Raw genomic sequence first — 14,519 nt, forward strand, 5'->3', positions numbered from 1 at the left:
CCATGCTGGACGCACTGAGTCTCGACCTGACCCCCGTCGTGGCGGAGCAGCCCGATCCGCTGCTCTTCGCCACGGTGTCGGGTGCCCACCTGTACGGCTTCCCGTCCCGGGACTCCGACATCGACCTGCGGGGCGCCCACCTCCTGCCGGCGCAGGCCCTCCTCGGCCTGCGCGAACCGGAGGAGACCCGCACCCGCATGTGGGACCGGGACGACGTGGAGATGGACCTCGTCACGCACGACCTGCGCAAGTTCGTCCGCCTGATGCTGAACCGCAACGGCTACGTCCTGGAGCAGCTGCTCTCCCCGCTCGTGGTCCACACGACACCGGCGCACGAGGAGCTGATCGCGCTGGCCCCGGGCGTGCTGACCTCCCACCACGCCCACCACTACCGGGGGTTCGCCAACACGCAGTGGCGGCTCTTCGGGAAGGCCGCCGAACTCAAGCCGCTGCTCTACGCGTTCCGGGCGCTGCTCACCGGCATCCACCTGATGCGGTCGGGCGCGGTGCAGGCGCACCTGCCGACCCTGCTGGCCGAGGTGCCCGAGGCGCCCCCGTACCTCGCCGCCCTGATCGAGGCGAAGGTCGCCGCCGAGCACGGGGGCTACGAGGGCCCGGCCGTCGACGGGGTCCGCGCGGACTTCGAGGCGCTGCACGCGGTGCTGGACGCGGCGCAGTCCGCCTCCGCGCTGCCCGAGCACGGGACGGCGTACGACGCCCTCGACGCGTTCGTCGTACGGCGCCGGGTGCTACGCGACTGACGCGCGGCGGGCCCGGACCAGGAAGTCCTCGACCCGGGCGTGGTCCGGCTCCGCGGGCAGGGGAGTGGTGGCCAGGGCGGTCTCCGTCTCCTCCTGGAGGCGGGCCATCCAGGCGTCGACCTCGTCCCAGGTGAGCTCCCCGCGGCGGACGGCGAGCAGGCGGTCGCGGTGCGGGCCGGCGTCGATGGTCAGGCGGCCCGTGCGCAGCAGGTCGCGGCAGGACAGCAGCAGCCGCAGCAGGTGCATGGCGTGCTTCCAGCGCGGGGCGCCGTGGACGCGGACGTCGGCGAGGAGTTTGCCGCGCTGGGAGGCCGCGTACCGGCTGAAACTGGTGTGGGCCCGGCGGGAGAGGAAGGCCTCGCGCAGCGAGAGCAGTTCCTCGCCCACCGGCGTGAGCTCGTCCACCAGGGGGGAGTGCAGGCATTCAAGGATGTTCGGGTTGGCCCGCAGCGCGAGTTCGCAGAAGCGCTCCAGCTCCCAGGAGAACTCCTCGTCCCGCGGGCCCTCCACGTGCGTGGGGGGCTTCTCGAACCGCCAGAACAGCGGCGTCGGGGCGAGGTAGACACCGCGCCGGTCGGTGTCGCTCGCCTCCGTCGCCAGCCCGAACGCCCGGGACCCCATCACGCAGCGGTAGACCGTGTGGTCCCGTACCAGCGTCAGCTCGTCCATCCGGCGAGCGTAGGCGCCTGACCTGCCGCTACGCGAGCGAGATAGTGCCGTCCGGCGCGACCTTGATCTTCTTCTCCGCCAGTCCCTTCGTGGCCGGGCCCTTGGTCACCGCGCCATCGGCGATCGCGAACTTGCTGTCGTGGCAGGGGCAGTCGATGGTGCCGTCCGCCACCTTGTTCACCAGGCAGCCCTGGTGGGGGCAGACCGCCGTGAAGCAGCGGAAGGATCCGGCCGTGGGCTGGGTGATCACGAGCTTCTCCTTCTTGAGGACCGTGCCACCCCCCTTGGGCACGTCCGCCGTCTTGGCGAGGACCTCCTTGGCGGCCGAACCGGATTCCGGGGTGGCGGCGGTGGCGGCCGCGGAGGCGGCGGGCGCGGACGCCGAGCCGTTCGTCTCTGCGGCAGGGGTCTTCTCACCGTCACTGCCGCAGGCGGTGAGTGCACCGCCGGCCAGGGCGGCCGCGCCCGCCGCCAGTACCGTGCGCCGGGCGGTGTGCGTGGGGTCGCTCATGAGTCTCTCCTCGCGTTGTGGCCGGGAAGGGCGTGCAGCATCCTGGCCTGCGGCGAGCCTCAGGTGAAGCGTGCCGCGCCGTTTCACCGGCCCGGTTCCCACGGGGCCAGTGAGGCAGGACTGCCAGGTGTGCGTACGACCTCCCACACGTGGATCACGGCCTCCCGGTTCAGCGGGCCGTGAACATGTGGGTAGCGGACGCCCGATTCACCCTCCCGGCGGACCTCCGCGGTCAGGGCGTCCTCGTCGAGCTCCACCGCGAGCAACGTACCCGGCACCTCGCGGTAGTGCGCGTCGGCGATCGAGAGCGCCGTGGGGCGATCGGCCGAACAGTGCACGAAACCCTCCGACTCCAGCGAGGGCGGGGCGAACGGGAGCCCGGGCGCGGCGGCCCAGTCGGCGAGCGGGACGATGTGGAAGATCATGCCGATCGTTCTACCGCAGCGGCCGGGGCCCCGCGCATCCAGTGGCGGCATGAGGCGAGATGGGTGACATTGTCCGTGTCTCGAAGCCGGGTACGGCGCTCGTCGGCGCGGCCCGGTCCCTCTTCGAAAGGCAGGACCATGGCGGGTAACGACCTCGGCTCTCTTCTCGGCGGCCTCCTCGGGAGCGGCGGCGGCCAAGGCGGGAGCGGCGGCGGGGCGAACATCCTCGGCTCGCTGCTCGGCGCGCTCATGGGCGGCGGCGCCGGTGGCGCGGGCGGCGGCCAGGCGGCCGGCGGCAACCCCGCGAACAATCCGCTCGGCGGCCTGCTGGACATGCTGACCAAGTCGGGCCTCGCCGACCAGGCGCAGTCCTGGATCGGCACCGGCGAGAACCAGCCCGTCAGCGCCGACCAGATCAAGGAGGCGCTGCCGGACGGAGCCCTGCAGCAGGCCGCGGAGCAGGCCGGCATCTCCCCGGAGCAGGCCGCCGACGAGATCGCGCAGGTCCTGCCGCAAGCGGTCGACAAGCTGACCCCGCAGGGACAGGTCCCGTCCGGCTCGCTGGAGGACATCATCAGGGCCCAGGCGATCTGACCGCCGCGGACGACAGCCCGTCAGGGCCCGGCCACCGTCCCACCGGACGGACCGCCGGGCCCTCGTGCGTCCGCTCTGGCTACCCTGGCCAGGCAGTCCCGTCACCGTGCCGTACGCAACCCTGGAGCGCCCGTGAGAACCGCCGTCGTCATCGGAACCGGACTGATCGGCACCTCCGCGGCGCTCGCCCTGGCGGCGCGCGGGATCACCGTGCACCTCGCCGACCACGACCCGGACCGGGCCCGCACGGCGGCCGCCCTCGGGGCCGGCACCGACGAGGCCCCCCAGGGCCCGGTCGACCTCGCGATCGTCGCCGTACCGCCGGCCCACGTGGCGGCGACCCTGGCCGACCTGATCGGCCGCAAGGCGGCGCGGGCGTACGTGGACGTGGCCAGCGTCAAGGGCGGGCCGCGGCGGGAGCTGGCGGCGCTCGGCGTCGACGTCACCGCGTACATCGGGACGCACCCGATGGCGGGCAAGGAGCAGTCGGGACCGCTCGCCGCCACCGCGGACCTCTTCGAGGGCCGCCCATGGGTGCTGACCCCGACCCGGGACACCGAACACGAGGTGCTGAACCTCGCGCTGGAGCTGGTGGCCCTGTGCCGGGCCGTCCCCGTCGTGATGGACGCGGACGCGCACGACCGGGCGGTGGCGCTCGTCTCGCACACCCCGCAGCTGGTCTCCAGCATGGTCGCGGCCCGGCTGGAGGAGGCCGACGAGACGGCGGTCCGGCTGTGCGGGCAGGGCATAAGGGACGTGACCCGGATCGCGGCCTCCGACCCCCGGATGTGGGTCGAGATCCTCTCGGCCAACCCGGGACCGGTGGCCGACGTCCTCGCCGGGATCGCGGTCGACCTGGAGGAGACCGTGGAGGCGCTGCGGGGCCTCCAGTCGGCCGACGTGGAGAAGCGGCGGGGCGGCGCGGCGGGCATCGAGGACGTGCTGCGGCGCGGCAACGCGGGCCGCGTGCGGGTGCCGGGCAAGCACGGCGCGGCGCCCACGGTCTACGAGACGGTGGCCGTGCTCATCAGCGACCAGCCCGGAGAGCTGGCGCGGATCTTCGCCGATGCGGGGCGGGCGGGGGTCAACATCGAGGACGTGCGGATCGAGCACGCGACGGGGCAGCAGGCGGGTCTCGTGCAGCTGATGGTGGAGCCGCGGGCGGCGGCCGGCCTGACGGCCGAGCTGCGCGAACGGGGCTGGGCGCTGCGGCAGCAGTAGTGGTGCGGTGCGGTGCCGGGGCCCTGGAAAGTGCTGCGCCATGGCCGGGGCTGTGCCCCGGCCGGACAAGGCGGGGCCGGGAGCTGTCGGGGGCCGGTAACCTTGGGGAGGGGCGTTTTGCCGCGCCCGGACACGTACGCGCAACCAGGAAGGTGCCCGCACCGTGGAAACCGCAGCTCCGTCCGCCGTGATCGTCGCCATCGACGGTCCCTCCGGCACGGGCAAGTCCAGCACCTCCAAGGCCGTGGCCGCCAAGCTCGGGCTGCGCTACCTGGACACCGGTGCCCAGTACCGGGCCATCACCTGGTGGATGATCACCAACGGCGTCGACACCGACGACCCGCAGGCCATCGCCGTCGCCGCGGGCAAGCCCGGCATCGTCTCCGGCACCGACCCGGCCGCCCCCACCATCACGGTGGACGGCCTGGACGCCGCCGGGCCCATCCGGACCAAGGAGGTCACCTCCAAGGTCAGCGCCGTCAGCGCGGTCCCCGAGGTGCGCACCCTGATCACCGAGCTGCAGCGGTCCATCGCCGCCTCGGCCGCCCTGGAGGCCGAGGGGATCGTCGTCGAGGGCCGGGACATCGGCACCACCGTCCTGCCCGACGCCGACCTCAAGATCTTCCTGACCGCCTCCGCCGAGGCGCGTGCCGCCCGGCGCAGCGGAGAGCTCCGCGGCAAGGAGGCCACCGACCTGGCGGCCACCAAGGAGGCGCTGATCAAGCGCGACGCGGCCGACTCCGGCCGCAAGACCTCCCCGCTGGCCAAGGCCGGCGACGCCGTCGAGGTGGACACCACCGAGCTCACGCTCGACCAGGTGATCGAATGCGTCGTGACGCTGGTCGAGGAGAAGCGGGCGGGCCGCAAGTGAGCGAATCGCCCTCCCTCACGGGTGCGGCGGTCGGCAGGCGCATCGGCATCGGGCTCATGTACGGGCTGTGGAAGCCGCGCGTGCTGGGCGCCTGGAAGGTGCCCGCCTCCGGCCCCGTGATCCTCGCCGTGAACCACTCGCACAACATAGACGGCCCGATGGTCATGGGCACCGCGCCGCGCCCCCTGCACTTCCTGATCAAGAAGGAAGCGTACGTCGGCCCGCTCGGCCCCTTCCTCGACGGGATCGGGCAGGTCAAGGTCGACCGCACCGGCACCGACCGGACGGCGATAGGCCGCGCGCTGAAGGTGCTCGACAACGGAGGGGCCCTGGGGATCTTCCCCGAGGGCACCCGCGGCGAGGGCGACTTCGCCTCGCTGCGCGCGGGCCTCGCGTACTTCGCGGTCCGCAGCGGAGCGCCCATCGTGCCCGTGGCCGTCCTCGGCAGCGGCGAGAACCGCGGAAAGCTGATCCCGGGGCTGCCGCCATTCAAGAGCCGGGTCGACGTCGTCTTCGGCTCCGCCTTCGACGCCGGCGACGGCACGGGCCGGCGTACCCGTACCGCGCTCGACGAGGCCACCACACGCATCCAGGACCGGCTGACCGCCCACCTGGCCGACGCCAAGCGCCTCACCGGGCGCTGAGCGAGACTTGAAACCAGTAGTGGAACCGCGCTGCGCGGGTACCACCGACCACCACGAACGACGAGGAACGGACTTCATGAACGACCAGCACGACCACGGAGCACTTGGCGACGCCGAGTACGCGGAGTTCATGGAGCTCGCCGCGGAAGAGGGCTTCGACATCGAAGAGGTCGAAGGCGCGATCGAGGAGGCGGGCCACGGCCCGCTGCCCGTCCTCGCCGTCGTCGGCCGCCCGAACGTCGGCAAGTCGACCCTGGTGAACCGGATCATCGGCCGCCGCGAGGCGGTCGTCGAGGACAAGCCCGGCGTCACCCGCGACCGCGTCACGTACGAGGCCGAATGGGCCGGCCGGCGCTTCAAGGTCGTCGACACCGGCGGCTGGGAGCAGGACGTCCTCGGCATCGACGCCTCCGTCGCCGCCCAGGCCGAGTACGCCATCGAGGCCGCCGACGCGGTCGTCTTCGTCGTCGACTCCAAGGTCGGCGCCACCGACACCGACGAGGCCGTCGTCCGCCTGCTGCGCAGGGCGGGCAAGCCCGTCGTGCTGTGCGCCAACAAGGTGGACGGCCAGAGCGGCGAGGCCGACGCGGCCTCCCTGTGGTCGCTCGGCCTCGGCATGCCCCACCCGGTCTCCTCGCTGCACGGCCGCGGCACCGGCGACATGCTCGACGCCGTCCTGGAGGCCCTGCCCGAGGCCCCCGCGCAGACCTTCGGCGGCGCCGCCCCCGGCGGCCCGCGCCGCATCGCGCTGATCGGCCGCCCGAACGTCGGCAAGTCCTCGCTCCTGAACAAGGTGGCGAAGGAGGACCGCGTCGTCGTCAACGAGCTGGCCGGCACCACCCGCGACCCGGTCGACGAGCTGATCGAGCTCGGCGGCATCACCTGGAAGTTCGTCGACACCGCCGGCATCCGCAAGAAGGTCCACCTGCAGCAGGGCGCCGACTACTACGCCTCCCTGCGCACGGCCGCCGCCGTCGAGAAGGCGGAGGTGGCGGTCATCCTGATCGACACCACCGAGACGATCAGCGTCCAGGACCAGCGCATCATCACCATGGCCGTCGAGGCCGGCCGCGCGATCGTCATCGCCTACAACAAGTGGGACGAGCTCGACGAGGAGCGCCGCTACTACCTCGAGCGCGAGATCGAGACCGAGATGCAGCAGGTCGCCTGGGCGCCCCGGGTGAACGTCTCGGCGCTCACCGGCCGCCACATGGAGAAGCTGGTCCCGGCGATCGAGACCGCCCTCGCGGGCTGGGAGACGCGCGTCCCCACCGGCCGGCTGAACGCCTTCCTCGGTGAGGTCGTCGCCGCCCACCCGCACCCGATCCGTGGCGGCAAGCAGCCCCGCATCCTGTTCGGGACCCAGGCGGGCAGCAAGCCGCCGCGGTTCGTCCTCTTCGCCTCCGGCTTCCTGGAGCACGGCTACCGCCGCTTCATCGAGCGCCGTCTGCGCGAGGAGTTCGGCTTCGAGGGCACCCCGATCCACATCTCGGTGCGGGTGCGCGAGAAGCGCGGCGCCCAGTACAAGAAGAAGAAGTAGGGCGCGAGCAGTGGTGCGCGCAAGCGCTGTCCGGGGTCAGTAGCCCCGGCGCGGAGCGGGCGGCAGGGCCGCCGGGATGTGCGTCATCCCGGTCTGGTGCTGCCGCCCGCCGGCGTATCCGGAGCTGCCCGCGTACGAGTACGCCGGCTGCGGCTGCAGTTGCGGGGTGTACGAGGGCTGCCAGTCGTCGGTCCGCTGCCACGCGGAACCGTTCCAGCCGCTGCCGTACGAGCCGACGCCGGTGTAGGAGCTCCCGTAGGAGAAGGCCGTGAACCCGAGGTCCTCCTCGCCCGTACGGTCGCCCGGCAGGGCCCGGAAGGCACGCAGGTACTCCGAGTACAGCGTGTCGTAGATCGGGGTGTGCGAGACGGCCGGTGCGCTGTCCCGGTCGCGTGCGGGGCGCATCGCGGGGACGGTGCTCGGATAGGACGGGGCGCGGGAGGAGTCGTATGAATGCACGTATCAGCCAACGAAACCGACGGCTTGCGGATGCGGGGTGACGGGGGAGGAAACGCAGATCGCCGGGGGTGTGCGGGACGGACCGCACACCCCCGGCGCACGCCGCCGGGCCCCCTCGGCGGGGGCTGGCGGCCGTTCCGGGCCCGGCTGGATCAGGCGCCGGGCGTACCCGCCAGGGGCATCGCGGCGGCCACGAGCTTGCCCGCGGCGGCGGCCTTGTCCAGTGCGTCGCGCAGCAGGTCCTCGCGGGGCTGCTGGCCGATGGAGCCGACCGGGGCGGCGTAGATGAGCACGCGCTGGGTCTTCTGGACGGCGGTGCGCCAGCCGTCGGTGACCGACAGCGCCTGGTGCGCCTGCCACCAGGCGACCTGGCCGCCGCCCTCGGAGCCCGGCTGCAGTACGGCGTGCAGCTGGCCGGCGGCGAGCAGGACCGACCAGCCGCCCAGGAGGGCGGGGAGCTCGGCGGTGTCGGTGACCGGGATGAAGCCCTGCTCGATGAGGAGCGGCAGGAAGTCGTCGCCGGGGCCGTCGCTGCCGGGGCGGGCGATCGGCGCGGTCGGCTCGACGACCAGGGCGGGGTGCAGCTCGCCGCCGATCAGGATGAGGCCGCTGGTGATGCCGAGGACGGCCTGGCCGCCGGGGACGTTCTGGGGGGCGGTGCCGTCGGTGCCGGGCGCGGGGCTGTCGCCGGTGATGCTGCGGACGGCGCCCTGGAGCTGCTCCTCCGAGACGGACACGACCTGCGAGGGGATGCAGGTGGCGTGGGCGAAGGCGAGGACGGCGGTCTCCTCGCCGACGAACAGCACCGTGCTGGTGCGGTCGTTCTCGGGGTCGCCGGGGGTGCGGCAGGAAGTGCAGTCGTAACTGCGCGGCGCGTCCTCGCCGACGAGCAGCCTGTCGGCTTCTTCGTCACCGATCTCGGCACGTACCTCATCACTGACGTCGAGCATGCGCGGCACGGGGTGGCTCCTCGGCATAGGTGCGGGGCCGGGGGACTCCCGGCTCGCCGGGCTCAACGGACGAGCGGTGGCCGGGGTCACGCCATTGGAGGGAACGGAATCGAACCTGGCCCCCGGAAGAGTGAACCGTCCGACTGGAGCGTTGTTTTCGTGCCAACTGTTTTCTGGTTGTGCTCAGTTGGCGGCCAGGTATGGCCGTTTGGGGCAGGGTTGGCGGGTCGGCCGACCGGGTGGGGTGCGGTGACCCGCCGCGTGGCGGGCCGGAGGGGGCCGCCGGGGGCTGCGTAGCGTGACCCGATGCCCAACCTCCGGATCCGCCGGGCCGCCGTCCTCGGCGTCGCCGCTGCCGCCGCCGTGCTGGTGCTCGTACCTCCCTGCGGCCCGGCGGCCGCGGCTCCGCCACCGCCCGCGCCCGGACCGGCGGGAGCGGCGCACCCCGGCTCGCCGGGGGTGATCGGCAGCGGGCCGGGGGACTGCGGACCGGGCGGAGAGTGGCCCTGGGACTGCGTGGCCGACTGCGAGAGCGGCGGGCGGTGGGCGGTCAACACCGGCAACGGGTTCTACGGCGGGCTGCAGTTCTGGCAGCCGACCTGGGAGGAGTACGGGGGGCTGGCGTTCGCCCCGCGGGCCGACCTGGCGACCCGCGGACAGCAGATCAGGGTCGCGGAGGACCTCCTCGGCTCGCAGGGGTGGAACGCGTGGCCGGTGTGCTCGAAGCGGTACGGGCTGGCGGGGCGGATGCACGCGGTGCGGGCCGGGGACACGCTGGTGTCGATCGCGCACAAGCACCGGGTGCGGGGCGGGTGGCGGGCGCTGTACGAGGCGAACCGGCAGCTGATCGGTCCGCGACCGGAGGCGATCGCGGTGGGCATGCTCCTGACGGTCCCCGAACAGGCTCCGGAGCCGGAGGCGAAGCCGAGTCCGGATCCCCGGCCGGAGCCTGAGCCGAGTCCGGAGCCGGCGCCGCAGCCCGAGCCGAGTCCGGAGCCTGACGTGAGTTCGGAGGAGAAGCCGAAACCACGGCCGGTGCCGGAGCCGGAAACGAAGCCGAGGCCGGAAACGAAACCGGGTCCGGTGCCGCGGCCGGAGGCGGAGGCGGAACCGAGTCCGGAGCGGGAAACGAGCCCGGAGACGAATCCGAGACCGGAAGCGCGGCCGGAGCCTGGGGGCGGGGTGGCCCCCGCGGGGGCAGGCGCCTTGTTGCCCGCCGCGACGGCGCCCGCTCCCGCCGGGGCTTCGGAGCGCGGCTGAGCGGCGCACCGACGGGGCCGCGCGTTGCGGGATGTCCTGAGGGCGCTGACCCTGGAAGCACCGAGCCGAACGGCTCGCTCGGGGCTCCGGTGGTGAGTCAGATGGTCCAGAGCAGACACCCTCGGGCCGCGGCCTGCGCGGCGGCCGCAGTCCTGCTGGCCGTACCGGCCGTCGCGGGATGGTCCTCGGCCTCCGGGCCGGCCGAACGGGGAGCCCTTGGCCCGCCGGCGGCCGTGGCCCCCGCCGTGCCGGCCGTGGACGGCCCGGCGGACCCCGAGGCGGCCAAGGCGCAGATCGAGAAGAACTGGGCCGCCTTCTTCGACCCGGAGACCCCCGTCAAGGAGAAGGCCGAGCTGCTGCAGCACGGTGAGATGATCGCCATGCTGCTGGGCCTCTTCGGGACCGATCCCGACAGCCCCGACACCGCGGTGGAGATCTCGGACATCACCTTCACCTCGCCCACCGAGGCCAAGGTGACGTACGACCTGCTGGTCAGCGGCGTCCCGGCGCTGGAGGACAGCAAGGGGGTCGCGGTGCTCGACGACGGGGTCTGGAAGGTGTCGCTGAAGAGCCTGTGCGGGCTGCTCGAGCTCGGCGGTGACGCCGCCCCGACGCCGCCCTGCTGAGACCCCGCCGCCCGGCCCGCTCCCGCCCGGCTCCGCGTCCCGGGCTCCGCTGGCAGACTCGGGGAATGCTCGACACCTCCGCACGGCTGCTGCGCCTCCTGTCCCTGTTGCAGGCCCACCGCGAATGGACCGGGGCCGGTCTCGCGGAGCGCCTCGGGGTCACCCCGCGCACGGTCCGGCGCGACGTGGACCGGCTGCGGGAGCTGGGGTACCCGGTGAACGCCAGCCCCGGGACCGGCGGCGGCTACCAGCTGGGGGCGGGGGCCGAGCTGCCACCGCTGCTGCTGGACGACGACGAGGCGGTGGCCGTCGCCGTCGGGCTGCGGACCGCCGCGGGGAACGGGGTCGAGGGGATCGGGGAGGCCTCCGTGCGCGCCCTCGCGAAGCTGGAGCAGGTGCTGCCCTCGCGGCTGCGGCGCCGGGTCTCCGCACTCAACGCGTTCACCGTGCCGATGCTGCGCGGGGCCGAGCGGTCCACCGTGGACGCCTCGGTGCTGACCGAGCTGGCCTCCGTGTGCCGCGACGGCGAGCGGCTGCGCTTCGGCTACCGGGACCACGAGGGCAACGTCAGCCGCCGCACCGTCGAGCCGCACCGGCTGGTCTGCACCGAGCGGCGCTGGTACCTGGTCGCCTGGGACCTGGACCGGGACGCGTGGCGGACCTTCCGCGCCGACCGGATCGAGCCCAGACCGCCGCACGGACCACGGTTCACCCCGCGTCCGCCGCCCGCCGAGGACCTTGCCGCGTACGTCTCCCAGGGCGTGTCGCAGCGGGTGTACGCCGCCCGCGCGGTGGTGCGGCTGAAGGTTTCGGCGCAGGAGGCGGGACGGATCGTCGGGCCGAGCGACGGAGTCCTGGAACCGCTCGACGGGCAGAGCTGTCTGCTGCGGACCGGCGGGGTGAACCTGGACGTTCTGGTGATTCACATCATGCTGCTCGACTGTGAGTTCGAAGTGGTCGAGCCGCCGGAGCTGACGGACCGGATCAGGGCGGCGCGGGATCTCCTGGGGAGGGCCGTGGAGCCAGGAGAAGTGAAGGAAATGTAGCGGACCTGAGGGGGATTCAGCTGGTCTGGTCCATGAGGGCCGTGGCAATGTCCGACACGAATTCCGGGCCGCTCGACGGAAATTCCAAAGTCCTTGCACGTCGGGCGTGTCGCGGTTCGGAAAACAATTTGCGGCTGTAGATATTCTGTGACACAAGCGTGACCCGGGACGGACGAACGTCCGGGCGCGGCGCTGACGAACGGCGAAGGCGGGCCCGGTCGGTGAGACCGGGCCCGCCTTCGTGGCGCGGGGTGAGGTGGTGCGTACCGCCCCGCGGTGGGCGTCAGCCGCCGGCGATCGGGCGGGCGGCCGCCCCCCGGGTCGCGGCCCGCTCGGTGTGCGCCGGGCGGCGGCTGCCGACCGGGGTGACCGGGGTCCGCTCGGAGCGGATCAGGTGCGGCCGGGCCACGGCCGGGTGCGCGGCGGGCCGGGGCGCCGGGGAGTGCGGCGCGGCGGCACCGGCCGCGGCGGGGACCGGGAGCGGCTCCTGGGCGACGGGGCCGTCGACGCGCTGCAGCTGCCACTTGCCGCCCGCGGAGAGCAGCGGGAGGAGCGCGGAGACGACCGGCGCGGGCATCCGTCCGGTCTCGGCGCGGCGGCGCAGCAGCTCGCGCAGGTCGAAGACGTAGGCCTCGCTCCGGGCGATGAGCGGCTCGAACCAGGGCAGGGCCAGCAGGATCAGCAGGCCCGCGGACCAGCCGAGCAGAACGTCGCTGACCCAGTGCGTGCCGAGGTACACGGTGGTGGCGCCGACGCTCAGCGAGACGACCGCGGACACCACGGACAGCACTCGCCGGGTGACCACGGTGGAGGCCAGGTAGGCCAGGATCCCCCAGGTCACGACGGCGTTGGCGGTGTGGCCGGAAGGAAATATATCGCCGCCCGCGAAGAGTTCGGCGGATCCGATCTCCGTGGCGTAGTGCGGACCGAGCCGGCCGAGGCCGAGCTTGACGGACCCGACGGTGACGTTGAGCAGGAGCAGTGCCACGCCGAGGGTGATCAGCGGGCGGAGCGTGTGCTGGCGCCAGCAGCGCCAGCCGAGCCAGGCGGCGACCATGACCGCGGTGGGTCCGCGCTGGCCGAGCACGACGAGGTAGTCGAGGAAGGCGTGTACCTGCGGCCACTGTTCGTAGGGCCGGAAGAACATGATCTGCCAGTCGAGGCGGACCAGCCACGAAGTGGTCAGTACGGCCACCACGATTGCGAGATAGAAGACGAGGGTCGATCCCAGGAGTACGACGCGGTGCCGGCTCATCTGCGGGGTTTGCAGATGAGCCGGTCGCTCTGGTTCCCGGTCCAGCCGGGCGAACACCCGCTCCAGACGGGTCAGGATTTGGTCGGTACGCACTCAATCGACGTTACCGCGCGTCGCTGCTCGGCCCGGGCGAATCGCGGGCTTTGTGATGACCATGTGATGTGGAGTTGGTCTCACGCGGTGCTTAATTCGCGGTATTTCGGCAGTGGTTGGAACCCGGGTGATCCACTGTCCCGGCAATTGTTTCGGCTACTTACCCGAACTTTATTGCCGCAGGTCATTTCTTTTGCTGAAAGATGGATGGGAATGATTCATTCCGTTATGTGCGGGCTCCGGACGGCTCTAGGGAGGCCCCGACCCGTTCAGCCAGAACGCCCCGTAGAGCGCCGAGACCAGGGCCGCCGCGCCCAGCACCAGGGCGGCCCGCCGGGTCCGCCACCCGGCCAGCGCCAGCGCCGGCGGCAGCATCAGCGGGAAGGCCGGCAGCAACAGCCGGGGCTTGGAGCCGAAGTACCCGGACGCGCACAGCGCCAGCGCCACCACGATCCCGCAGTACACGAGCAGCGGCGCCGGCTGCCGCTGCCGCACGCACGTCGCGTACAGCCACAGCACCAGCACCACCCCCGCGATCAGCCCCACCCCGGCGGGGAAGGCGGACGAGGCCAGCTTCGCGCCGACGAACCGGGCGAAGGCCCAGCCCCCGTCGAACCCGTTGCCCCAGCCGCCCTGCACGTCCAGGTAGCCGAGCAGCCCGTTCCCGGTGCGCGCGCCGACCCATAGCACGTACGCCGCCGCTCCCAGCGGGGCCAGCAGCGCGCCCGCCGCCATCCGCCACGACCGCTCACCGCGGCGCCAGGCGAGAACGGCCGCCACCCACACCGCCGCGACCACCGCCGCACCGACCGGGCGGGTCAGCCCCGCACCCGCCGCGAGCAGCCCCGCCGTCAGCCACCGGCCGCGCAAGGCCCCGTACAGCGCCCAGGCGGCCAGCGCCGTGAACAGCGACTCGCTGTACGCCATCGACTGCACGATCCCGACGGGCAGCGCCGCCCAGGCCCCGACCGCGAACACCCCGGCCCGGCGGCCGTGGAGCAGATCGGCCACCGCGAAGATCCCCCAGGCCGCGGCGAGCCCGGCGACCGCCGACACCACCAGGCCCGCGGAGCCGTACGACAGTCCGGTCGCCGCCGACACCAGCCGCTCCAGCCACGGCAGCAGCGGGAAGAACGCCAGGTTCGAGTGGACGTCCCCGTTCGGGAGGACCACCGCGTACCCGTACCCCTCCGCGGCGATGCGGGCGTACCAGAGCGAGTCCCAGCGGGCCGACAGCAGCGTGTGCGGGCTGCTGCCGGCCACCGCGCCCCACACCGCGAGCACGGTCAGCCCCAGCAGCCGGACCGCCGCGAAGACGGCCAGCGCGGGCGCGGCCCGGCGAAATCCAAGATCTTTCACGGGCATGATTATCGGTGGCGCCGCGCCCTGTCCGGGTCGGCGACCACGGGCCGTGAGCGCACGTGTACACGGGGGAGGATCGGGGGGTGGGCGAGTGGTGTACGCCACACCGGGGCCGTCGCCGGGATGAGAGCTTGGCCACGTGTCGTACGGACGAACTCGCGTACGCTGACCGTTCACTCGCGTGTCGATGCCGGACCCCGTTGGACGCCGCACAGCGCACCACCCCCCGTGG

The 14,519-nt window shown here is 73.1% G+C and carries 16 protein-coding genes; 9 read left to right on the forward strand and 7 right to left on the reverse strand.

Going from position 1 to position 14,519, the window contains the following annotated elements; genetic code table 11:
* Positions 1–2: 2 nt before the first annotated feature.
* Positions 3–761 (forward strand): DNA polymerase beta superfamily protein, encoded by a 759-nt coding sequence (locus tag ACIPYQ_RS34975; RefSeq protein ID WP_361760318.1) that lies wholly within the window; start codon positions 3–5, stop codon positions 759–761.
* Here ACIPYQ_RS34975 and ACIPYQ_RS34980 read toward each other — a convergent pair.
* The 3 genes from ACIPYQ_RS34980 to ACIPYQ_RS34990 all read right to left on the reverse strand — a co-directional run bounded on the left by ACIPYQ_RS34980 (position 750) and on the right by ACIPYQ_RS34990 (position 2,366).
* On the reverse strand, positions 750–1,430 hold the full coding sequence (locus ACIPYQ_RS34980; RefSeq protein WP_361760315.1) for a DNA polymerase beta superfamily protein: 681 nt from the start codon (positions 1,428–1,430) through the stop codon (positions 750–752). The genes ACIPYQ_RS34975 and ACIPYQ_RS34980 overlap by 12 nt on opposite strands.
* Before the next feature lie 28 nt (positions 1,431–1,458).
* Entirely contained in the window at positions 1,459–1,941 is a 483-nt protein-coding gene (locus ACIPYQ_RS34985) for a Rieske (2Fe-2S) protein (RefSeq protein ID WP_401258170.1), read from the reverse strand.
* An 83-nt stretch (positions 1,942–2,024) separates the two neighbouring features.
* Positions 2,025–2,366 (reverse strand): DUF952 domain-containing protein, encoded by a 342-nt coding sequence (locus tag ACIPYQ_RS34990; RefSeq protein ID WP_401258171.1) that lies wholly within the window; start codon positions 2,364–2,366, stop codon positions 2,025–2,027.
* 75 nt (positions 2,367–2,441) lie between these two features.
* On the opposite strand from ACIPYQ_RS34990, the gene ACIPYQ_RS34995 reads away from it, so the two are divergent.
* The 5 genes from ACIPYQ_RS34995 (at position 2,442) to der (ending at position 7,236) form a co-directional block, all read left to right on the forward strand.
* On the forward strand, positions 2,442–2,960 hold the full coding sequence (locus ACIPYQ_RS34995) for a YidB family protein (protein ID WP_401258173.1): 519 nt from the start codon (positions 2,442–2,444) through the stop codon (positions 2,958–2,960).
* Between the two features lie 132 nt (positions 2,961–3,092).
* Positions 3,093–4,181, forward strand: a complete 1,089-nt coding sequence (locus ACIPYQ_RS35000; RefSeq protein WP_401258174.1) for a prephenate dehydrogenase — start codon at positions 3,093–3,095, stop codon at positions 4,179–4,181.
* Positions 4,182–4,344: 163 nt separating this feature from the next.
* On the forward strand, positions 4,345–5,052 hold the full coding sequence (cmk, locus tag ACIPYQ_RS35005; RefSeq protein WP_361760300.1) for a (d)CMP kinase: 708 nt from the start codon (positions 4,345–4,347) through the stop codon (positions 5,050–5,052).
* A complete protein-coding gene (locus ACIPYQ_RS35010) occupies positions 5,007–5,696 on the forward strand; it encodes a lysophospholipid acyltransferase family protein (protein ID WP_361760297.1) in 690 nt (229 codons plus the stop codon). The genes cmk and ACIPYQ_RS35010 overlap by 46 nt, the downstream gene beginning before the upstream one ends.
* A 76-nt stretch (positions 5,697–5,772) precedes the next feature.
* Positions 5,773–7,236 carry a ribosome biogenesis GTPase Der gene (gene der, locus ACIPYQ_RS35015; RefSeq protein WP_401258176.1) on the forward strand — a complete coding sequence of 488 codons (1,464 nt, stop codon included), beginning with the start codon at positions 5,773–5,775 and terminating at the stop codon, positions 7,234–7,236.
* Between the two features lie 36 nt (positions 7,237–7,272).
* Here the strand turns inward: der and ACIPYQ_RS35020 are convergent, their stop codons facing one another.
* Together ACIPYQ_RS35020 and ACIPYQ_RS35025 are read right to left on the reverse strand one after the other, a co-directional pair.
* The gene (locus ACIPYQ_RS35020) at positions 7,273–7,641 is read right to left on the reverse strand and encodes a hypothetical protein (RefSeq protein ID WP_401258178.1); all 369 of its coding nucleotides are present in this window, start codon (positions 7,639–7,641) and stop codon (positions 7,273–7,275) included.
* 206 nt (positions 7,642–7,847) lie between these two features.
* Entirely contained in the window at positions 7,848–8,654 is an 807-nt protein-coding gene (locus tag ACIPYQ_RS35025; protein ID WP_401258180.1) for a hypothetical protein, read from the reverse strand.
* A 297-nt stretch (positions 8,655–8,951) separates the two neighbouring features.
* Here ACIPYQ_RS35025 and ACIPYQ_RS35030 point away from each other — a divergent pair, with 297 nt between their 5' ends.
* The 3 genes from ACIPYQ_RS35030 to ACIPYQ_RS35040 all read left to right on the forward strand — a co-directional run bounded on the left by ACIPYQ_RS35030 (position 8,952) and on the right by ACIPYQ_RS35040 (position 11,577).
* Positions 8,952–9,905 (forward strand): transglycosylase family protein, encoded by a 954-nt coding sequence (locus ACIPYQ_RS35030; RefSeq protein ID WP_401258182.1) that lies wholly within the window; start codon positions 8,952–8,954, stop codon positions 9,903–9,905.
* 101 nt (positions 9,906–10,006) lie between these two features.
* Positions 10,007–10,531 (forward strand): hypothetical protein, encoded by a 525-nt coding sequence (locus ACIPYQ_RS35035; RefSeq protein ID WP_362239666.1) that lies wholly within the window; start codon positions 10,007–10,009, stop codon positions 10,529–10,531.
* 65 nt (positions 10,532–10,596) lie between these two features.
* A complete protein-coding gene (locus ACIPYQ_RS35040; RefSeq protein WP_401258183.1) occupies positions 10,597–11,577 on the forward strand; it encodes a helix-turn-helix transcriptional regulator in 981 nt (326 codons plus the stop codon).
* Between the two features lie 283 nt (positions 11,578–11,860).
* Here the strand turns inward: ACIPYQ_RS35040 and ACIPYQ_RS35045 are convergent, their stop codons facing one another.
* Together ACIPYQ_RS35045 and ACIPYQ_RS35050 are read right to left on the reverse strand one after the other, a co-directional pair.
* Positions 11,861–12,925 carry a phosphatase PAP2 family protein gene (locus ACIPYQ_RS35045; RefSeq protein ID WP_401258184.1) on the reverse strand — a complete coding sequence of 355 codons (1,065 nt, stop codon included), beginning with the start codon at positions 12,923–12,925 and terminating at the stop codon, positions 11,861–11,863.
* A 249-nt stretch (positions 12,926–13,174) separates the two neighbouring features.
* Positions 13,175–14,290, reverse strand: coding sequence for a hypothetical protein (locus ACIPYQ_RS35050; protein WP_401258186.1), 1,116 nt, complete (start codon positions 14,288–14,290; stop codon positions 13,175–13,177).
* Positions 14,291–14,519 lie beyond the last annotated feature (229 nt).

The sequence above is a fragment of the Streptomyces sp. NPDC090045 genome (assembly GCF_044747975.1).
Taxonomy (GTDB): domain Bacteria; phylum Actinomycetota; class Actinomycetes; order Streptomycetales; family Streptomycetaceae; genus Streptomyces.